This window comes from Micromonospora sp. WMMD1219 (assembly GCF_049315215.1).
GTDB classification, from domain to species: domain Bacteria; phylum Actinomycetota; class Actinomycetes; order Mycobacteriales; family Micromonosporaceae; genus Micromonospora; species Micromonospora tulbaghiae.
On record NZ_CP186057.1, the window covers coordinates 4,649,503 to 4,669,020 of the forward strand.

Sequence of the window (19,518 nt, forward strand, 5' to 3'; positions counted from 1 at the left end):
CGCCGTCCCGTCCGACCTGGACTGCCGTCTCTGTTACGAGAAAGAGACATGCGCATTTCGCGCGATTGGTTGACGGGGCAACTTGTGAGCGTTAACACTCCCCGTGAGGGTTACCTGTGTCACAGGGACCGCCACGACAGGGAGGACGCTCGTGCGCAGACGACTTCTGGCCGCACTCAGCGGTGCCGCGCTCGCGATCAGCCTGGCCGCCTGCAGCGGCGAGGGCGCGGGAGGCGGCGGAGACACCAGCTCGGCCAAGCCCGGCGACCTGACGATCGGCGTCTCGATGCCGACGCAGACCTCGGAACGGTGGATCGCCGACGGCAACGCGGTGAAGGAGAAGCTCCAGGCGAAGGGCTACAAGGTCGACCTCCAGTACGCCGGGGACGACATCCCGACCCAGTCGCAGCAGATCGACCAGATGATCACCCAGGGCGCGGACGTGCTGGTCATCGCCCCGATCGACGGCACCGCGCTCAGCGGCCAGCTCCAGGCCGCCGCGGCGGCGAAGATCCCGGTCATCTCCTACGACCGGCTCATCCGCAACAGCCCGAACGTCAGCTTCTACGTCAGCTTCGACAACTACAAGGTCGGCGTGGCGCAGGCCAACGCGCTCCTGGTCGGGCTCGGCCTGCTCACCAAGGACGGCGCCAAGGGCACCGCGACCGGCCCGTTCAACGTGGAGCTGTTCGCCGGCTCGCTCGACGACAACAACGCCGGGTTCTTCTTCAACGGCGCGATGGACACGCTCAAGCCGTACTTCGACGCCGGGACGCTGAAGGTCAAGTCCGGGCAGACCAAGATCGAGCAGGCCGCCATCCTGCGCTGGCAGCAGGAGACCGCGCAGAAGCGGATGGAGGACCTGCTCACCTCCAGCTACAACGACGGCAGCAAGGTCGACGGCGTGCTCTCGCCGTTCGACGGCCTGTCCCGGGGCATCATCACCGCGCTGCAGAACGCCGGCTACCGCGGCGGCGCCAAGAAGATGCCGGTGGTGACCGGCCAGGACGCCGAGGTCGCCTCGGTCAAGCTCATCAACGACGGCGTGCAGGGCTCGACGGTGTTCAAGGACACCCGGCTGCTGGCCGAGCAGGCGGTCATCGCCGCCGAGGCGTTCCTGCGCAAGGAGGAGCCGAAGGCCAACGAGACCAAGGCGTACAACAACGGCGTCAAGGTCGTGCCGGCGTTCCTGCTGCCGGTGCAGACCGTCTACAAGGAGGACATCAAGTCCGTCCTGATCGACTCCGGCTACCTGACCGAGCAGGAGGTCGCCGCGGGCCGGGCCGGCTGACCCGCGGCGACGGGCCCGGCGGCCACCCGCGCCACCGGGCCCGTCCGCTCCGGACACCACGACCACGAGCAGGACGGATACCCATGAGCGATCACATCCTCGAGATGCGTGGCATCACGAAGACCTTCCCGGGCGTGACCGCGCTCCAGGACGTCTCGCTCGCCGTACGGCGCGGCGAGATCCACGCGATCTGCGGTGAGAACGGCGCCGGCAAGTCCACCCTGATGAAGGTGCTGTCCGGCGTCTACCCGGCGGGCAGCTACGACGGCCAGATCGTCTTCGACGGCGAGCCGGTCGGGTTCCGGGGCATCCAGGACAGCGAGTCCCGCGGCATCGTCATCATCCACCAGGAACTCGCCCTGGTGCCGTACCTGTCGATCGCCGAGAACATCTTCCTCGGCAACGAGCGCCGCGGCCGCGGCGGGCTCATCGACTGGCACCGGACCAACGCGGAGGCCGCGGCGCTGCTGCGGTCGGTCGGGCTGCACGAGAACCCGGTCACCCCGGTCATCCAGCTCGGCGTCGGCAAGCAGCAGCTCGTGGAGATCGCCAAGGCGCTGTCCAAGAAGGTGCGGCTGCTGATCCTCGACGAGCCGACCGCGGCCCTCAACGACATCGACTCGGCGCACCTGCTGGACCTGATGCGCCGGCTGCGCGACCAGGGCATCACCTGCATCATGATCTCGCACAAGCTCGGCGAGATCACCGCCGTCGCCGACTCGACAACTGTCATCCGCGACGGCCGTACCGTCGAGACGCTGGACATGTCCGACGGCGCCGTCACCCAGGACCGGATCATCCGCGGCATGGTCGGCCGCGACCTGGCCGCCTTCTACCCGACCCGCAGCGTGACGCCCGGCGACGAGGTGCTGCGCATCGAGGACTGGTCGGTGCGCCACCCGACGCAGGACCGCCTGGTCGTCGACCGGGCCTCGCTGCACGTACGGGCCGGGGAGGTCGTCGGCATCGCCGGCCTGATGGGCGCCGGGCGCACCGAGCTGGCGATGAGCGTGTTCGGCCGGGCGTACGGCCGCGACATCAGCGGCCGGCTCTTCGTCCGGGGCCGCGAGGTACGGGCGCGGACGGTGGCCGAGGCGATCGCGAACGGCATCGCGTACGCCACCGAGGACCGCAAGCACTACGGCCTCAACCTCATCGACGACGTGCGGGGAAACATCTCGGCCGCCGCGCTCGACAAGCTGGCCCGGCGCGGCTGGATCGACGGCAACCGTGAGATCCAGGTCGCCGAGCGGGGCCGGCGCGACATGAACATCAAGGCGCCGACGGTGATGTCCGTGGTGGGCAAGCTCTCCGGCGGCAACCAGCAGAAGGTCGTGCTGGCGAAGTGGCTGTTCACCGACCCGGACGTGCTGATCCTCGACGAGCCGACCCGGGGCATCGACGTGGGCGCGAAGTTCGAGATCTACACGATCGTCAACCGGCTGGTGGCCGACGGCAAGGCCGTCGTGCTCATCTCCTCCGAACTGCCCGAGCTGCTCGGCATGTGCGACCGCATCTACACCCTGGCGGCCGGCCGGGTCACCGGGGAGATGCCGGTGGCCGAGGCCACCCAGGAGAACCTGATGGAACTCATGACCAAGGACAGGGATCTCGTCCGATGACCAGCACGAAGCCTCCCCCCGCCTCGAAGATCGCCACCCCGGACACCGGCGCGGCGGCGACCCTGCACACCGGCACCAGCGACCCGCGTGCGCTGATCCTGGGCAACCTGCGGCAGAGCGGCATCTACATCGCCCTGGTGGTGATCGTGGCGCTGTTCGCGGTCCTCACCGACGGCGTCTCGCTGAGCCCCGGCAACCTGACGAACATCGTCCTTCAGTACTCCTACATCCTGGTGCTCGCGATCGGCATGGTCATCGTGATCATCGGCGGGCACATCGACCTGTCCGTGGGATCGGTGGTGGCGCTCACCGGAGCGGTCTCGGCGGTTCTCGTCATCCGCGAGGGCATGCCCTGGTGGGCCGGCGTCCTGGCCGCGCTCGCGGTGGGCGTCGCGGTCGGCGCGTGGCACGGGCTCTGGGTCGCGTACGCCGGCATCCCGGCGTTCATCGTCACCCTGGCCGGCATGCTCCTGTTCCGTGGCCTGACGCTGCGCGTGCTGGACAACATCTCGCTGTCGCCGTTCCCCGAGGAGTACCAGCGGGTCGCCGCCGGATTCCTCAACGGACTGCTGGGCGGCCAGGGCTTCGACGCCTTCACGCTGTTCATCGGCGCGTTCGCCGTGGTCGGGTACGCGGTGAGCGTGTTCCGCACCCGCGTCGCCCGGGTGCGCCACGAGCAGCCGGTGGAGTCGTTCCCGCTGTTCGTCCTGCGGATCGTGGTGGTCGGCGCCGTGGTCATGTGGTTCGCCTGGCAGCTCGCCCACGCCCGGGGCCTGCCGATCGTGCTGATCGTGCTCGCAGTGCTGGTGCTGATCTACGGCCTGCTCACCCGCCGTACGGTGTTCGGCCGTCAGGTGTACGCGATCGGCGGCAACCTGCCCGCGGCGATGTTGTCCGGCGTACGGGTGAAGCGGGTCAACTTCTGGATCTTCGTGAACATGGGCTTCCTGTCCGCCGTGGCGGGCGTGATCTACTCGTCCCGGTCCAACGGGGCCCAGCCGGCGGCGGGCAACATGTTCGAGCTGGACGCGATCGCGGCGGCGTTCATCGGCGGCGCTGCCGTCACCGGCGGCGTCGGCACCGTGGTCGGCGCCATGGTGGGTGGCCTGATCATGGCGGTGATGAGCAACGGGATGCAGCTCATGGGCGTCGATCAGTCCGTCCAGTCGGTGGTCAAGGGCCTGGTGCTGCTCGTCGCGGTGGCGTTCGACATCTGGAACAAGCGCCGGGCCGCCGGCGCCCGGTGACGGCCGGCCGGACGCTCGCCCCTTCGTCCGGCCGACCGCCGTTCACCGGCCGCAGCCGCTCACACCCGGCTCCACCGTTGGTTGGTGTTGCCGTGGCAGGTCCAGACGATCACCCGCGTGCCGTTGGCGGTGCCCGCGTTGTCGACGTCGAGGCACAGGGACGGGAAGCGCACGTTGCTCACCGTGCCGTTGCCGTTGATCGTCCACTGCTGGTTGGTGCCGCCGTTGCAGTCCCAGATCTGCACCCGGGTGCCGGCCGTCGCGTTCGTCGGCACGTCCAGGCACTTGCCCAGCACCTGCAATGCCTGCCCGTTGGCGGTGAACTGCTGGTTGGCGTTGTTGTGGCAGTCCCAGATCAGCGTCCCGGTGCCGTTCGCGGTGCCGGCGTTGTCGACGTCGAGGCACCGGCCGGACGACTCGCTGCGCAGCCGGAACGTGGTCGGGACCGGCGGCGGGGTGGTGGTGCCGCCGCCGCTGACCCGGTAGACCACCGTGCCGTGCGCCGGGACGCTGGCGGAGATCGCGCCGCTGCTGCTGGAGGTGGCGTCGGTCCAGGCGTCGCGCAAGGTGAACGAGCTGCCGCTCTTGCCGACCGCCGCCGCCGTGGTGGAGACCGTGGTGGTCGAGCTGCCCTGGTTGAACAGGGCGACCGCCACGTCGCCGTTGGCCAGCGGCTTGGCCAGCACCCGCCGGGTGCCGTCGAAGGAGACCTGGACCGCCTGGCGGCCGAGCGTGTCCTGGTTGATCGCGACCAGGTTCGCGTTGCGCAGGATCGCCAGCGTGGCCGCGCTCGCCGAGCGTACGTCGTTGCCCATCATCAGCGGCGCCGCGAGCATCGACCAGAGCGCGAAGTGGCTGCGCATCTCGGTGTCGTTCATGCCACCGTTGCCGACCTCGAGCATGTCCGGGTCGTTGAACCCGCCGGGGGCGGCGTACCCGGCCAGCGGCACCGTGACGTCGACGATGTTCTGGATGCCCATCGGGTAGCCGTTGGTCTGGCCGGTGTTCCAGGCGTTGGTGATGTCCTCGGTGGTCCGCCAGAGGTTCGCCACGTCGCTCCAGTTGCGCTGCGGCCCGGTCTTGGCGTGGTAGCTGTTGGGGTTGATGCTGTAGACGATCGGCCGGCCGGTGGACGCCAGCGCGTCGCGCATGATGCCGAACCGCGCCACCTGGTCGTTGATCGTCCCGGTGCCGGAGCACCAGTCGTACTTGAGGTAGTCCACGCCCCAGGCGGCGAACTGCCGCGCGTCCTGGTACTCGTGGTTGAGGCTGCCGGTGGCGCCGGGGAACGCGCCGCCGACCTGGGCGCAGGTCTTGTCCAGCGGCACCTGGTAGATGCCGAACAGCAGGCCGCGGGCGTGCAGGTAGTCACCGAGCGACTTCATCCCGCTGGGGAACCGCTGCGGGTGCGCCTGGAGGTTGCCCTGCGCGTCCCGGTTCGGGTTGAACCAGCAGTCGTCCACGACGACGTACTTGTATCCGAGGTCGCGCAGGCCGTTGGCGACGATCGCGTCAGCGGTCTGGCGGATGAGCGTCTCGTTGATGTTGCAGCCGAAGGTGTTCCAGGTGTTCCACCCCATCGGCGGGGTCCGGGCGACGCCGTTGTCCAGCGCCCGGGCGGGGCGTGGGGCCACGGCCTGGTCGGTGACTGTGGCAGCGAGCGCCACCGCCGCGACACCCAGGACGGCGAGCGTCCGTCGGGTCCATTTGCGCACTGCGTCCTCCTCGGTGGCCGGGCGCCGTCCGTGCCGGCGCCCGGAGGGGAGCGGCCCGCCGGTCGCACGGCGTCGCCCGTGGTCCAGGGGACGGATGCGGCACGGCAGTTCCAGCGGCCGGTCGGTGCCGGCGGGCGCTCGTGGGTGGTGGGGTTCCGGCGGTCGACGGGGTCGCCGTCCGTCGCCGCCCGGCTGCGGCGCCGGGGTTTCCCGGACAGCGGCGCCACAGTGTGTGGGGATGGCGAAATGTTATCGCTGACATCAAACACTGTAAATAGGCTCACCACCTTCGGGTGGCCTGCGGCGACCGGCTGCCGAGGGCGTCGTCGCGAGAAAAAGGGCCGCTGAGCGGCCCTTTGAGCGGTCCGCGGCGGCGCCCGAGGGCTCGGGTCAGGGGTGCCGGAGGTGCCGAGAGATTTTCCGGAAGTTCCATCGATTGTTGTCGCTAACAGGCCGTCGGTCCGGGGTCTGGCCGCGCCGTCGGCGTGGATCTCCGGGCCGGCGGCCGGGCCGGTCCGTGCGGGGCGGCGGACGCCGGTTCCGGGCGCCGCCGCTCGTTACGCAGCTGTTGCTTGGACGTGTCTTGACGGATGTATATGTGAGCGCTAACACTAACTCCGTGACACGGCGGAGGTGCAAATGAGCGAAGTGGACGCGTCCGACCGGTACGTGATCGGCGTCGACTTCGGCACGCTGTCCGGGCGGGCACTGGTGGTCCGCGTCCGTGACGGCGCCGAACTGGGTACGGCGGTGCACGAGTACCGGCGCGGGGTCATCGAGACCGCGCTTCCCGACGGCGGCCCGGCGCTGCCCCCGGACTGGGCCCTGCAGGACCCCGACGACTACCGCGACGTGCTGCGCCACGCGGTGCCGGCCGCGCTCGCCGAGGCCGGCGTGGACCCGTCCCGGGTGGTGGGCATCGGCATCGACTTCACCGCCTGCACCGTGCTCCCGACGCTCGCCGACGGCACGCCGCTGTGCGAGATCCCGCAGTTGCGCGACCGGCCGCACGCCTGGGTGAAGCTCTGGAAGCACCACGCCGCGCAGCCGCACGCCGACCGGATCAACGCGCTGGCGGCCGAACGCGGCGAGCCGTGGCTCGGCCGCTACGGCGGCAAGATCTCCGCGGAGTGGCAGTTCGCCAAGGGCCTGCAGATCCTGGAGGAGGACCCGGAGGTCTACCGCCGGGCCGAGCGCTTCATCGAGGCCGCCGACTGGATCGTGTGGCAGCTGTGCGGCGCCGAGACGCGCAACGTCTGCACCGCCGGCTACAAGGGCATCCGGCAGGACGACCACTACCCGTCGGCCGACTACCTGGCCGCGCTCGCCCCCGGCTTCGCCGACTTCGTGACCAAGCTGGACGGTCCGCTGCTGCCGCTGGGCGTGCGGGCCGGCTCGCTCAGCGCCCGCGCCGCCGCCTGGACCGGGCTGCCCGAGGGCATCGCGGTCGCGGCCGGCAACGTCGACGCGCACGTCACCGCCGCCGCGGCCCAGGCGTTGCGGCCCGGCCGGCTGGTCGCCATCATGGGCACCTCCACCTGCCACGTCCTCAACGGCACGCACCCGGCCGAGGTGCCGGGCATGTGCGGTGTCGTCGACGGCGGCATCAGCCCCGGCGCCTGGGGCTTCGAGGCCGGGCAGAGCGGCGTGGGGGACATCTTCGGCTGGTTCGTACGCCACGCCGCCCCGGCCGGTTTCGACTCGCACGAGCAGCTCACCGAGGCCGCCGCCGCCCAGCCGGTCGGCGCGCACGGGCTGGTGGCGCTGGACTGGTGGAACGGCAACCGGTCCCTGCTGGTCAATCACGACCTCAGCGGGATGGTCGTCGGGCTGACGCTCGCCACCCGGCCGCCGGACGTCTACCGGGCGCTGCTGGAGGCCACCGCGTACGGCACCCGGATGATCGTCGAGGCGTTCGCGCAGGCCGGCGTGCCGGTCGACGACCTGGTGGTGGCCGGTGGACTCACCTCCAACCGGCTGCTCATGCAGATCTACGCCGACGTCACGAACCGGCCGCTGAGCATCATCGGCTCCGCCCAGGGCCCGGCGCTCGGCTCGGCCATCCACGCGGCGGTGGCCGCCGGGGCGTACCCGACGATCCACGAGGCGTCCGCCGCGATGGGGCGCATCGACGAGGCCGTCTATCGGCCCGTACCGGAGAACGTGCGCGCCTACGACGCCCTGTACGCCGAGTACCGCGCGTTGCACGACCACTTCGGTCGCGGCGCGAACGACGTCATGCTCCGCCTGCGGGCGATCCGCAACGCGGCCGTCGACGCCGCCGCGGACCGCGCCGCCGCGACCCTGGAGGTGGTCGGATGAACACCGAGGTGACCCGCGAGGTGGCCGCGCTGCGCGAGACGGTGGCCCGCCTGCACCGCGAGCTGACCCGCTACGACCTGGTGGCCTGGACCGCCGGCAACGTGTCGGCCCGCGTACCCGGTCAGGAGCTGATGGTCATCAAGCCCAGCGGGGTCGACTACGACGACCTGACCGCCGAGGCCATGGTGGTCTGCGACCTCAACGGCGCGGTCGTCGACGGCGACGGCGCCCCGTCCAGCGACACCGCCGCGCACGCCTACGTCTATCGCGCGATGCCCGAGGTCGGCGGCGTCGTGCACACGCACAGCGGGTACGCCACCGCCTGGGCGGCCCGCGGCGAGGCGATCCCGTGCTGGCTGACCGCGCAGGCCGACGAGTTCGGCGGGGAGATCCCGATCGGGCCGTTCGCGCTGATCGGCGGCGACGACATCGGCAAGGGCATCGTCAGCACGCTGTCCGGGCACCGATCACCCGCGGTGCTCATGCGCAACCACGGCGTCTTCACCATCGGCCGCGACGCCCGGGCGGCGGTCAAGGCCGCGGTGATGTGCGAGGACGTCGCCCGTACCGCACACCTGGCCCGCGCGCTCGGGCAGCCCGTGCCGATCGCGCCGGCCGACATCGACTCGCTCTACGACCGCTACCAGAACGTGTACGGCCAACGCCCGCCGGCGCCCTGACCCCGGACAGCGCCGCGCACCCCCCACCACCACACCCGGGCCGCGCCGGCTCCCGCCGGTCGTGCGCCCGGAACATCCAACCCCGGAGGAGAATCGATGAGAAGCAGGAGCACGGCACGCACGGTCATAGCGGCCTTCGCCGGCGTGCTGCTCGCCGCCAGCATGGCCGCGTGCGGCAACAGCGACACCGGCGGCGGTTCCGGCGACGGCAACGACAAGATCGTCCTGGGCTTCTCCCAGGTGGGCGCCGAGAGTGGCTGGCGTACCGCCAACACCACCTCGATCAAGGAGGCGGCGGCCGAGGCGGGCATCGAGCTGAAGTTCGACGACGCCCAGCAGAAGCAGGAGAACCAGATCAAGGCGATCCGCAACTTCATCCAGCAGAAGGTCGACGTGATCGCCTTCTCGCCGGTGGTGGAGTCCGGCTGGGACACCGTGCTCAAGGAGGCCAAGGACGCCAAGATCCCGGTGATCCTGACCGACCGCGCCGTCGACTCGGCCGACAAGTCGCTCTACAAGACGTTCCTCGGCTCGGACTTCGTCAAGGAGGGCCGCCTCGCCGGCGAGTGGCTGGTGGAGCAGAAGAAGGCGGCGTCCGGCCCGGTCACCATCGTGGAGCTTCAGGGCACCACCGGCTCGGCGCCGGCCAACGACCGGAAGAAGGGCTTCGCCGAGGCCATCGCCGCCAACCCCAACCTGAAGATCGTCGCCTCCCAGTCCGGTGACTTCACCCGCGCCGGCGGCAAGCAGGTGATGGAGCAGTTCCTCAAGGCCAACCCGAAGATCGACGTGCTCTTCGCGCACAACGACGACATGGGCCTGGGCGCGCTCGAGGCGATCACCGCGGCCGGCAAGACGCCCGGCAAGGACATCACCATCATCACCGTCGACGCGGTGAAGGACGGCATGCAGGCCCTCGCGGACGGCAAGTTCAACTTCATCGCCGAGTGCAGCCCGCTGCTCGGCCCGCAGCTGATGGACCTGGTCAAGAAGGTCAAGGCCGGCGAGGAGGTGCCCGCCCGGATCGAGACCGAGGAGACCACGTTCACCCAGGAGCAGGCCAAGGAGGCACTGCCCAACCGCAAGTACTGAGTCACCCCCCGGGGGTCGCCGTCGCAACCGACGGCGGCCCCCGTACCACCACCGTCGAAGAAGAGGTCCGATGGGATGACGGGTAACCGTCCGGTCCTGACCATGACCGGCATCAGCAAGACCTTCCCCGGGGTCCGCGCGCTGCACGACGTCGACTTCCGGCTGTTCCCGGGCGAGGTCCACGCCCTGATGGGCGAGAACGGCGCCGGCAAGTCCACCCTGATCAAGGTGTTGACCGGCGTCTACGGGACCGACGCGGGCGTCGTCACGCTCGACGGCGAGCAGGTCTCGTTCACCGGTCCGATGCAGGCCGCCGCGGCCGGTGTCAGCACCGTCTACCAGGAGGTCAACCTCTGCACCAACCTGTCGGTGGCGGAGAACGTCTTCATCGGCCGGGAGCCCCGCCGGTTCGGCGCGGTGCGCTGGGGCGAGATGCGCCGCCGGGCCCGCGACCTGCTGGCCCGGCTCGACCTCGACCTCGACGTCTCCGCGCCGCTCGGTTCGTACTCGCTGGCGGTGCAGCAGATGGTCGCCATCGCCCGGGCGATCGACGTGCGGGCCCGGGTGCTGATCCTGGACGAGCCGACGTCCAGCCTGGACGCCGGCGAGGTGGCGCAGCTGTTCCGGATCATGCGGCAACTGCGTGACGAGGGGATCGCGATCCTGTTCGTCACCCACTTCCTCGACCAGGTCTACGGCATCGCCGACCGGATCACCGTGCTGCGCAACGGCCGGCTCGTGGGGGAGTACCGCACCGAGGAGCTGCCGCAGTTCAGCCTGGTCGAGAAGATGATCGGGCAGGAGCTGGACGTGCTGGAGCGGCTCGACGAGCAGCAGAAGCGTGCCACCGTCGACGCCGGTGACGAGGCCCCGCTCGTGGACGCCGCCGAGCTGGGCCGGCGCGGCGCGGTCGCCCCGTTCAGCCTGCGCATCCACGCCGGCGAGGTGGTCGGCCTGGCCGGCCTGCTCGGCTCCGGCCGCACCGAGGTGGCACGGCTGATCTTCGGCGCGGACCGGGCCGACCACGGCCAGGTCCGGCTCGACGGCGGCCGGGCGCCGGTGCGCAACCCGATCCAGGCCATCGGCCAGGGCGTCGGGTTCTGCTCGGAGAACCGCCGGGCCGAGGGCATCGTCCCGGAACTCACGGTGCGGGAGAACATGATCCTGGCGATGCAGGCCGCGCGCGGCTGGCTGCGGCCGATCCCGCGCCGCCGCCAGGACGAGCTGGTCCGCAAGTACGTCGAGGCGCTGAGCATCCGCCCGGCCAACCCGGAGCTGCCGGTGCGCAACCTCTCCGGCGGCAACCAGCAGAAGGTGCTGCTGGCCCGCTGGCTGATCACCGAACCGCGCCTGCTGATCCTGGACGAGCCGACCCGCGGCATCGACGTCGGTGCCAAGGCCGAGATCCAGAAGCTGGTGGTGCAGCTCTCCGACGGCGGCATGGCGGTGCTGTTCATCTCCGCCGAGCTGGAGGAGGTGCTGCGCCTGAGCCACCGGGTCGCGGTCATGCGCGACCGGGAGATGGTCGCCCAGCTCGACAACGACGACACGCTCGACGCCGGCCGCGTCATGCGCACCATCGCCAGTGGAACGCCCCGGGAGGAGGTGACCCGATGACCGCCGTCGCCGACCGCCTCCGCCCGCTGACCGGCCACCGCCTGTTCTGGCCGGCACTCGTGCTCGTGGTCATGATCGCCGCGAACACCGTCTACCGTCCCGGCTTCCTCGCCGTCGAGGTCAAGAACGGCCATCTGTACGGCACGCCGGTCGACATCCTCCGGCTGAGCGCGCCGCTGATCCTGGTCGCGCTCGGCATGACGCTCGTCATCGCCACCGGCGGCATCGACCTGTCGGTCGGCTCGCTCTGCGCGATCAGCGGCGCGATCGCCTGCCTGCACATCAGCGGGGCGGCCGACCAGAACAGCCCGGCCACGGTGGCCACCGCGCTCGCCCTGGCCTTCGGCGCCGCGCTCGTGCTCGGCGCGTGGAACGGGATACTCGTGGCGGTCATCGGCATCCAGCCGATCATCGCCACGCTGATCCTCATGGTGGCCGGGCGGGGCATCGCCCAGCTCGTCACCGAGGGCCAGATCATCACCATCAACTCCGGTCCGTACCGGGCGATCGGGCTCGGGCACTTCCTGACGCTGCCGCTGGCCATCCTGATCGCGCTCGCCGCCGCGCTGCTCGTGGCCGCGTTCACCCGGCGCACGGCGCTGGGGCTGATCGTCGAGTCGGTCGGCGGCAACGCCGAGGCCAGCCGGCTCGCCGGCATCCGGTCGCGGCGCATCGTCTTCCTCGTCTACGTGATCAGCGCCGTCTGCGCGGCGCTCGCCGGTTTCATGGTCACCGCCAACGTCTCCAGCGCCGACGGCAACGCCGCCGGTCTGTGGATCGAGCTCGACGCGATCCTGGCGGTCGTCATCGGCGGCACCTCGCTGGCCGGCGGCCGGTTCTCCCTCGGCGGCACCGTCCTCGGCGCGCTGATCATCCAGACCCTGACCACCACGGTGTACGCCATGAACATCTCGCCGCAGACGTCGCTGCTGTTCAAGGCGGTCGTCGTCATCGCCGTCTGCCTCGTCCAGGCTCCGGCGTTCCGGGCCCGGCTGCGCCGGCGCCGGCGCGGGGCCGAACCCGGCCCGGCGGCCCCGCAGCGGGAGAAGGAGCAGGTGCCGGCATGAGCAGCACGTCGTTGACCACCGGCCGGTCCTGGCGGCCCAGCCTGCCCCGGCGGCACGTCCCGGTGCTGGCCACGCTCGCCCTGCTGCTGGTCATGTACGGCATCGGCGTGTCCCAGTACCGCGCCTTCTCCAACGTCCAGGTCGTCTTCAACGTCTTCATCGACAACGGGTTCCTGCTCGTCGTCGCGGTGGGCATGACGTTCGTGATCCTCACCGGCGGTATCGACCTGTCAGTCGGCTCGGTGGTGGCGATGACCGCGATGGTGTCGGCGTCGTTGCTGCGCGACGGCCTGCCCGCGGCCCTGGTGCTGGTGATCGCGCTGCTGATCGGCCCGACGCTCGGTTTCCTGATGGGCTGCGCGATCCACTTCTTCGAGATCCAGCCGTTCATCGTGACACTCGCCGGGATGTTCTTCGCCCGGGGCATGTGCACGTTCATCAGCGACTCCTCCATCTCCATCACCGACGGTTTCTGGACCTCGATGTCGCAGCAGCGCATCGGCGACCCGGCCGGCAACTTCGTGTCGATCAGCGTGCTGATCGCGTTCGCGGTGGTGCTGATCGCGGCGTACGTGCTGGCGTACACCCGGTTCGGCCGCAACGTGTACGCGGTCGGCGGCAACGCGCAGTCGGCGCTGCTGATGGGCCTGCCGGTGGCGCGGACCCGGATCGCCGTCTACACGATCAGCGGGCTCTGCTCGGCGATCGGCGGCATCCTGCTGTCGTTCTACACGCTGTCCGGCGCGCCGCTGATCGCCGTCGGGATGGAGCTGGACGTGATCGCCGCCGTGGTGATCGGCGGCACCGTGCTCACCGGCGGTTCCGGGTACGTCTTCGGCACCGTGCTCGGCGTGCTGGTGCTGGGCGTGATCCAGACCCTGATCACGTTCGACGGCAGCCTCAACTCCTGGTGGACCAAGATCGTGATCGGCGGCCTGCTGTTCGCGTTCATCCTCCTCCAGCGCCTCATCGGCATCCGGTTCAAGTGACGGTTCCTAGCGCGGAAGGCAACAACATGGCAACTCACCCCCAGCCCGAGGTCTGGTTCCTCACCGGCAGCCAGGGCCTCTACGGCGAGGACACCCTGCGGCAGGTCGCCGAGCAGTCCCGGCAGATCGCCGCGCGCCTGGACGAGTCGCCGGACATCCCCGTACGCGTGGTCTGGAAGCCGGTCCTCACCTCCAGCGCGGACATCCTCGCGGCCTGCCGGGACGCGGCGGCGCAGGGCGCGGTCGGGGTGATCGCCTGGATGCACACGTTCTCCCCGGCCAAGATGTGGATCTCCGGGCTGGACGCGCTGCGCACGCCGCTGCTGCACCTGCACACGCAGGCCAACGTGGCGCTGCCGTGGGACGAGATCGACATGGACTTCATGAACCTCAACCAGGCCGCGCACGGCGACCGGGAGTTCGGGTTCATCCAGACCCGGCTCGGGGTGGCCCGCAAGACCGTCGCCGGCCACGTCACCGACCCGCGGGTCGTCGGGCGGGTCGCGGCGTGGGCCCGCGCCGCGATCGGCTGGTCGGCGGTGCGGACCCTGCGGCTGGCCCGCTTCGGCGACAACATGCGCGACGTCGCGGTCACCGAGGGGGACAAGGTCGAGGCCGAGCTGCGCTTCGGCGTCTCGGTCAACACCTACGGCGTCAACGACCTGGTCGCCGCCGTCGACCAGGTGCCCGAGGCCCAGGTCGACGACCTGGTCAAGGAGTACGACGACACCTACCGCGTCGCGTCCGAGCTGCGGCCCGGTGGGGACCGGCACGACTCCCTGCGGTACGCGGCGCGCCAGGAGCTGGGCCTGCGCGCGTTCCTCGACGCCGGTGGTTTCCGGGCGTTCACCACGAACTTCGAGGACCTCGGCGGGCTGCGGCAGCTCCCCGGCATCGCGGTGCAGCGCCTGATGGCCGACGGCTACGGCTTCGGCGGCGAGGGGGACTGGAAGACCTCGGTGCTGGTGCACACGCTCAAGGCGATGGCCGTCGGCGTGCCGGGCGGTACCTCGTTCATGGAGGACTACACCTACGACCTGACGTTCGGTCAGGAGCTGATCCTCGGCGCGCACATGCTGGAGGTGTGCCCGAGCATCGCCGCCGACGTGCCGAGCGCGGAGGTGCACCCGCTGAGCATCGGCGGGCGGGAGGACCCGGTCCGCCTGGTGTTCGACGCGGCGCCGGGCCCGGCTGTCGTGCTGGGCATGGCGGACATGGGGGAGCGGTTCCGGCTGGTCGCCAACGCGGTGGACGTGGTGCCGCCGCCGCACCCGCTGCGCCGCCTCCCGGTGGCCCGCGCGGTCTGGCGTCCGCAGCCCGACCTGGCCGGCTCGGCGGAGGCGTGGATCACCGCCGGCGCACCGCACCACACCGTGCTCTCCCAGGCCGTCGGCGTGGAGGAGCTGCGCGACCTGGCCGCGATGGCCCGGACCGAACTGGTGGTCATCGACGCCGAGACGCGCCCGCACCGCTTCGCCGACGAGCTGCGCTGGAACCAGGCGTACTACCGGCTCGCCCGGGGTTTCTGAGCCGCCGCCCGCCGTCCGTGCCGGCCCGCGCGGCGGGCCGCACGTTACGCCTTGACGAACGGCATGTTATCGCTCACAGTCGATGGATAGGGTCACCGGCACCGCTCGCGGGCCGTTCCGGGCGCGATCTGCGCCGCAGTTGCCAGGGATCCGACTCTCGCCTGGGCGGGCGTCGCTGTTAGCGATAACGCCGCCGTCGTCGGCGCGTGCCGCCGCGCCCGGGCTCCGGTCGACGAAGGAGGATCGTGGTGACGGCTCGACTGTCCCGTGGACGTGGAAGCCTGTCCCGGCTGCTGGCCGGGGTGGTGGCGCTGCTTGTCGGCGGCGTGGTGGTGGGCGCCGTGCCGGCGCCGGTGTCGGCCGCCACGGTGGACACCAGCGCGTACTACGTGCTGGTGAACCGCAACAGCGGCAAGGCGCTGGACCTGTACAACCAGGCAACCAACGACGGCGCGCGGATCACCCAGTGGACGCGCAACGACGGCGCCTGGCAGCAGTGGCAGTTCGTGGACTCCGGCGGTGGCTACTACCGGCTGCGCTCCCGGCACTCGGGCAAGGTGCTCGACGTGACCGGCGCGTCCACCGCCAACGGCGCGGCGGTGGTCCAGTGGACCGACCACGGCGGCACCAACCAGCAGTTCCGGCTGGCCGACTCCGACAGCGGGTACGTCCGGCTGATCAACCGGAACTCGAACAAGGTGATGGAGGTGCAGAACGCCTCCACCGCCGACGGCGGCAACATCGTCCAGTACGACGACTGGAACGGCGCGAACCAGCAGTGGCAGCTCGTCCGCGTGGGCGACAACCCGGGCAACCCGGGCGGCAGCTTCACCAACCCGGCCGTCTGGCAGGACTTCGCCGACGTCGACATCATCCGGGTCGGCGACGTCTACTACATGTCCGCCTCCACCATGCACTACTCGCCGGGCGCGCCGGTGCTGCGCTCCTGGGACCTGGTGAACTGGGAGTTCGCCGGGCACTCCGTACCGCGGCTGGACTTCGGCTCGAAGTACGACCTGAGCAGCAGTGAGCACGCGTACGTGGACGGCATCTGGGCGTCGACGCTGAACTACCGGCCGAGCAACCGCACGTTCTACTGGGCCGGGTGCATCGACTTCGCGCAGACCCACATCTACACCGCGGGCGCCGTCGACGGGGCGTGGAGCCGCCTGGCCACCATCCCCAACTGCTACTACGACGCCGGCATGCTGATCGACGACAACGACACCATGTACGTCGCGTACGGCAACGGCACGATCAGCGTGGCCCAGCTCTCCGCCGACGGGCGCAGCCAGGTCCGAGCCCAGCAGGTCTACCAGACGCCGTCGAGCATCGGCACGCTGGAGGGCGCGCGCTTCTACAAGCGCAACGGCGCGTACTACATCTGGCTGACCCGTCCGGCCAACGGCCAGTACGTGCTGAAGTCCACGAACGGCCCGTTCGGCCCGTACGAGCAGCGGCAGGTGCTGCTCAACCTGCCCGGCCCGATCTCCGGCGGCGGCGTGCCGCACCAGGGCGGGCTGGTGCAGACGCAGACCGGCGCCTGGTACTACATGGCGTTCACCGACGCCTACCCGGGCGGCCGGATGCCGACGCTGGCGCCGATCACCTGGACCTCCGACGGCTGGCCGCAGGTGCAGACCGTCAACGGCGCCTGGGGCGCGAGCTACCCCAACCCGCTGCCGACCCGCCCGGTCAAGCCGCTCACCGGCACCGACACGTTCTCCGGCACCACGCTCGGGGTGCAGTACGAGTGGAACCACAACCCGGACAACAGCCGGTGGTCGGTGAACAACGGCCTGCGCCTGCAGACCGCCAGCGTGACGAACGACCTGTACCGGGCCCGCAACACGCTCACCCACCGCATCCAGGGCCCCACCTCGACCGGCACGATCGAGCTGGACTACTCGGGCATGCGCGACGGTGACCGGGCCGGCCTGGCGATGCTGCGCGACAGTTCGGCCTGGATCGGCGTACGGCGGGACAACGGCGCGACGCGAGTGGTGATGACGAACGGCCTGACCATGGGCTCGAACAACTGGAACACCACCAGCACCGGTACGGAGATCGCCAGTGCGGCGGTGTCCGGCGGGCGGATCTGGCTGCGGGCCAACGCCGACATCCGGCCCGGCTCCGGACGGCAGGCGCGGTTCTCCTACAGCACCGACGGGGTGAACTTCGTACCGCTCGGGAACGCGCTGACGCTCAACAACGCGTGGCAGTTCTTCATGGGGTACCGGTTCGGCTTCTTCAACTACGCCACCCAATCGCTGGGTGGCGCGGTGACGGTGCGGCAGTTCTCGCTGACAACACCGTGACAACGGTCACCATTCGCGGCCGTTGACACATCTTCAATAGCCCGGGGTGGGGCACCGGCAATCACCGGAAATGCCGCACCCCGGGCTCAATTCCACAGCTCCCGAGCTGCCTGTTCACGCCGCTGCGTAACGGAAGGGAATGAGCCGTCGGTCGATTCCGCGATATCGCCGCGCCACGATGTGAACGGTCGATCCACGGTGCCGATACCGATGGGACCGCTGGCGTAGACTGTCGCCACCCGGGCCGGTCCGGTCGAGATCGACCGGGTGTGGCCGCGGGCAGTGGCGAAAGTGAGGTGGCCGTGCGCGGTCCTGCGATGACGGACGTGGCCCGCCTCGCCGGGGTGTCGCACCAGACGGTCTCCCGGGTGCTCAACGGGCATCCCAACGTGCGTGAGCAGACCCGGCTGCGGGTGCAGGCCGCGATCACCGAACTCGGCTACCGGCCCAACCGCGCGGCCCGCGCGCTGGTGACCGGCCGGTCCCAGGTGATCGGCGTGGTCGCGCAGAACACCACGCTCTACGGCCCGGCGTCACTGCTGGCCGCGCTGGAGCAGGCGGCCGCCGAGGCCGGTTTCGCGGTGAGCGTCGGCAGCGTCCGCGACCTCGACCACCGTTCCATCTCGGCCGCCGTGGAACGGCACCTGGCGCACCGGGTCGCCGGCATAGTGGTCATCGCGCCGGTCGAGTCGGCCGGGGAGGCGCTGGAACGGCTGCCCCAGGACGTGCCGCTGGTGACTGTCGACGGCGACCCGCGCCGGCCGATCCCCTTGGTGACTGTCGACCAGGTCGCCGGCGCCCGGGCCGCCACCGAGCACCTCCTCGCCGCCGGGCACCGCACGGTGTGGCACGTGTCCGGCCCGTCGGACTGGTTCGACAGCGCCGGCCGGATCGAGGGGTGGCGCGAGGCGCTGCGGCAGGCCGGCGCCGAGATCCCGCCGCTGGTCCCGGCCGACTGGTCGGCGGCGGCGGGCTACCGGTGCGGGCAGATGCTGGCCCGGATGCCGGAGGTCACCGCCGTCTTCACCGCCAACGACCACCTGGCGCTGGGCGTGCTGCGGGCGCTGCACGAGCACGGCCGCCGCGTCCCCGACGACATCAGCGTGGTCGGGTTCGACGACGTCCCCGAGGCGGCGTACTTCATCCCGCCGCTGACCACGGTGCGGCCGGACTTCGGCGCGGTCGCCGCGGCCAGCCTCGACCTGCTCCTGGCACAGATCGAGTCGCCGACCGTCGGGCCGCTGCGGCAGACGATCGCGCCGACGCTGGTGCCGCGCCGCAGCGTCGGCCCGCCGCCCGCCCGCTGAGCCGCTCGCGGCCCGCTCACCGTCGCCGGCCCGCCGACGGGCCGGCGCTCACTCACCCGGGGCCGGCCCGCCGAGGGCCCGTGCACCCCGCCGCCGATCCCGCCGTGCGGTCCGGTCGTCAGTGGTCAGTGCGACGAGCGCGCGCCCGGCGCGCGACCAGCAGCGCGATCCCGGCGACCACGAGCAGCCCGGCGACCGCCCCACCGGCCAGCAGTGCGACCGGCCGGTCGTCGTCGCCGGACCGCGCGACCGAGGCATCCGGCTCGCCCGCGGCGTCCGTGCCGGTCGACGCGGGAGCCGCCGACGACGCGGGAGCCGACGGCGCGGGCGCGGCCGGGTCGGCGACGGTGAAGCGGTACGACCCCTGGACCGGGTGGCCGTCGCGGGACACCACCCGGTAGGCGACGGTGTAGGTGCCGTTGCCCAGCGGCTCGTCGATCGTCACGGTGCCGGTGGCGCCGTCCACCGCCGGTGCGGAGGTGGGCACCGTGCGCTGACCGGCGTCGCTGACCGTGATGGTGGTGAACGAGGGGTTCAGCCGTTGCAGGAACCGCAGCGTGACCTGCGTCGGCGCGGCGGTGAGCCGGGCGTCGCGCGCGGGCGTGGCCTCCTGGAGCGAGTTGTGCGCCGCCGCGGGCGTGGCCGGGACCAGCAGCAGTGCGGTGAGGACCGCGGCGAGCAGCGCGGTGACGGAACGGGTACGCATGACGCGCCTTCCTGTG

14 protein-coding genes are annotated in these 19,518 nt (G+C 71.0%); 12 read left to right on the forward strand and 2 right to left on the reverse strand.

What is annotated here, in order from left to right:
- The first annotated feature begins 151 nt into the window (after nucleotides 1–151).
- The 3 genes from chvE (at nucleotide 152) to mmsB (ending at nucleotide 4,160) form a co-directional block, all read left to right on the forward strand.
- Nucleotides 152–1,291, forward strand: a complete 1,140-nt coding sequence (chvE, locus tag ACN27C_RS21665) for a multiple monosaccharide ABC transporter substrate-binding protein (protein ID WP_422747742.1) — start codon at nucleotides 152–154, stop codon at nucleotides 1,289–1,291.
- Nucleotides 1,292–1,374: 83 nt separating this feature from the next.
- Nucleotides 1,375–2,913 carry a multiple monosaccharide ABC transporter ATP-binding protein gene (gene mmsA, locus ACN27C_RS21670; RefSeq protein ID WP_422747744.1) on the forward strand — a complete coding sequence of 513 codons (1,539 nt, stop codon included), beginning with the start codon at nucleotides 1,375–1,377 and terminating at the stop codon, nucleotides 2,911–2,913.
- Nucleotides 2,910–4,160, forward strand: coding sequence for a multiple monosaccharide ABC transporter permease (gene mmsB, locus ACN27C_RS21675; protein WP_091417239.1), 1,251 nt, complete (start codon nucleotides 2,910–2,912; stop codon nucleotides 4,158–4,160). The genes mmsA and mmsB overlap by 4 nt, the downstream gene beginning before the upstream one ends.
- A gap of 59 nt (nucleotides 4,161–4,219) precedes the next feature.
- Here the strand turns inward: mmsB and ACN27C_RS21680 are convergent, their stop codons facing one another.
- Nucleotides 4,220–5,875, reverse strand: a complete 1,656-nt coding sequence (locus tag ACN27C_RS21680) for a glycoside hydrolase family 27 protein (RefSeq protein ID WP_120569488.1) — start codon at nucleotides 5,873–5,875, stop codon at nucleotides 4,220–4,222.
- Nucleotides 5,876–6,514: 639 nt separating this feature from the next.
- Between ACN27C_RS21680 and araB the strand changes: the two genes are divergently transcribed.
- The 9 genes from araB to ACN27C_RS21725 all read left to right on the forward strand — a co-directional run bounded on the left by araB (nucleotide 6,515) and on the right by ACN27C_RS21725 (nucleotide 18,796).
- A complete protein-coding gene (araB, locus tag ACN27C_RS21685) occupies nucleotides 6,515–8,197 on the forward strand; it encodes a ribulokinase (RefSeq protein ID WP_422747748.1) in 1,683 nt (560 codons plus the stop codon).
- On the forward strand, nucleotides 8,194–8,877 hold the full coding sequence (locus ACN27C_RS21690; protein ID WP_422747750.1) for an L-ribulose-5-phosphate 4-epimerase: 684 nt from the start codon (nucleotides 8,194–8,196) through the stop codon (nucleotides 8,875–8,877). The genes araB and ACN27C_RS21690 overlap by 4 nt, the downstream gene beginning before the upstream one ends.
- Nucleotides 8,878–8,973: 96 nt before the next feature.
- Complete coding sequence (locus ACN27C_RS21695; RefSeq protein ID WP_120569490.1) at nucleotides 8,974–9,969, forward strand: ABC transporter substrate-binding protein; 996 nt, start codon at nucleotides 8,974–8,976, stop codon at nucleotides 9,967–9,969.
- A gap of 75 nt (nucleotides 9,970–10,044) precedes the next feature.
- Nucleotides 10,045–11,586 carry a sugar ABC transporter ATP-binding protein gene (locus ACN27C_RS21700; RefSeq protein ID WP_422747752.1) on the forward strand — a complete coding sequence of 514 codons (1,542 nt, stop codon included), beginning with the start codon at nucleotides 10,045–10,047 and terminating at the stop codon, nucleotides 11,584–11,586.
- Nucleotides 11,583–12,653 (forward strand): ABC transporter permease, encoded by a 1,071-nt coding sequence (locus tag ACN27C_RS21705; protein WP_422747754.1) that lies wholly within the window; start codon nucleotides 11,583–11,585, stop codon nucleotides 12,651–12,653. Before ACN27C_RS21700 ends, ACN27C_RS21705 begins: the two co-directional genes overlap by 4 nt.
- Nucleotides 12,650–13,642, forward strand: a complete 993-nt coding sequence (yjfF, locus tag ACN27C_RS21710) for a galactofuranose ABC transporter, permease protein YjfF (protein ID WP_091417258.1) — start codon at nucleotides 12,650–12,652, stop codon at nucleotides 13,640–13,642. The genes ACN27C_RS21705 and yjfF overlap by 4 nt, the downstream gene beginning before the upstream one ends.
- 26 nt (nucleotides 13,643–13,668) lie before the next feature.
- Nucleotides 13,669–15,171: an L-arabinose isomerase gene (araA, locus tag ACN27C_RS21715; protein ID WP_120569493.1), complete on the forward strand. Its 1,503-nt coding sequence runs from the start codon at nucleotides 13,669–13,671 to the stop codon at nucleotides 15,169–15,171.
- Between the two features lie 248 nt (nucleotides 15,172–15,419).
- Complete coding sequence (locus ACN27C_RS21720) at nucleotides 15,420–17,489, forward strand: RICIN domain-containing protein (RefSeq protein WP_120573741.1); 2,070 nt, start codon at nucleotides 15,420–15,422, stop codon at nucleotides 17,487–17,489.
- A gap of 317 nt (nucleotides 17,490–17,806) precedes the next feature.
- The gene (locus tag ACN27C_RS21725) at nucleotides 17,807–18,796 is read left to right on the forward strand and encodes a LacI family DNA-binding transcriptional regulator (RefSeq protein ID WP_199733094.1); all 990 of its coding nucleotides are present in this window, start codon (nucleotides 17,807–17,809) and stop codon (nucleotides 18,794–18,796) included.
- Nucleotides 18,797–18,914: 118 nt separating this feature from the next.
- On the opposite strand, the gene ACN27C_RS21730 is transcribed toward ACN27C_RS21725, so the two are convergent.
- A complete protein-coding gene (locus ACN27C_RS21730; protein WP_421501019.1) occupies nucleotides 18,915–19,502 on the reverse strand; it encodes a copper resistance CopC family protein in 588 nt (195 codons plus the stop codon).
- Between the last annotated feature and the right edge of the window lie 16 nt (nucleotides 19,503–19,518).

Excerpts from the sequence above, each read along its gene's own strand:
- ACN27C_RS21690 (WP_422747750.1), top strand. The coding sequence starts at position 8,194 with ATGAACACCGAGGTGACCCGCGAGGTGGCCGCGCTGCGCGAGACGGTG.
- ACN27C_RS21705 (WP_422747754.1), top strand. The coding sequence starts at position 11,583 with ATGACCGCCGTCGCCGACCGCCTCCGCCCGCTGACCGGCCACCGCCTG.
- ACN27C_RS21695 (WP_120569490.1), top strand. The coding sequence starts at position 8,974 with ATGAGAAGCAGGAGCACGGCACGCACGGTCATAGCGGCCTTCGCCGGC.
- araA (WP_120569493.1), top strand. The coding sequence starts at position 13,669 with ATGGCAACTCACCCCCAGCCCGAGGTCTGGTTCCTCACCGGCAGCCAG.
- ACN27C_RS21700 (WP_422747752.1), top strand. The coding sequence starts at position 10,045 with ATGACGGGTAACCGTCCGGTCCTGACCATGACCGGCATCAGCAAGACC.
- mmsA (WP_422747744.1), top strand. The coding sequence starts at position 1,375 with ATGAGCGATCACATCCTCGAGATGCGTGGCATCACGAAGACCTTCCCG.
- yjfF (WP_091417258.1), top strand. The coding sequence starts at position 12,650 with ATGAGCAGCACGTCGTTGACCACCGGCCGGTCCTGGCGGCCCAGCCTG.
- ACN27C_RS21730 (WP_421501019.1), bottom strand. The coding sequence starts at position 19,502 with ATGCGTACCCGTTCCGTCACCGCGCTGCTCGCCGCGGTCCTCACCGCA.
- mmsB (WP_091417239.1), top strand. The coding sequence starts at position 2,910 with ATGACCAGCACGAAGCCTCCCCCCGCCTCGAAGATCGCCACCCCGGAC.
- ACN27C_RS21725 (WP_199733094.1), top strand. The coding sequence starts at position 17,807 with ATGACGGACGTGGCCCGCCTCGCCGGGGTGTCGCACCAGACGGTCTCC.
- araB (WP_422747748.1), top strand. The coding sequence starts at position 6,515 with ATGAGCGAAGTGGACGCGTCCGACCGGTACGTGATCGGCGTCGACTTC.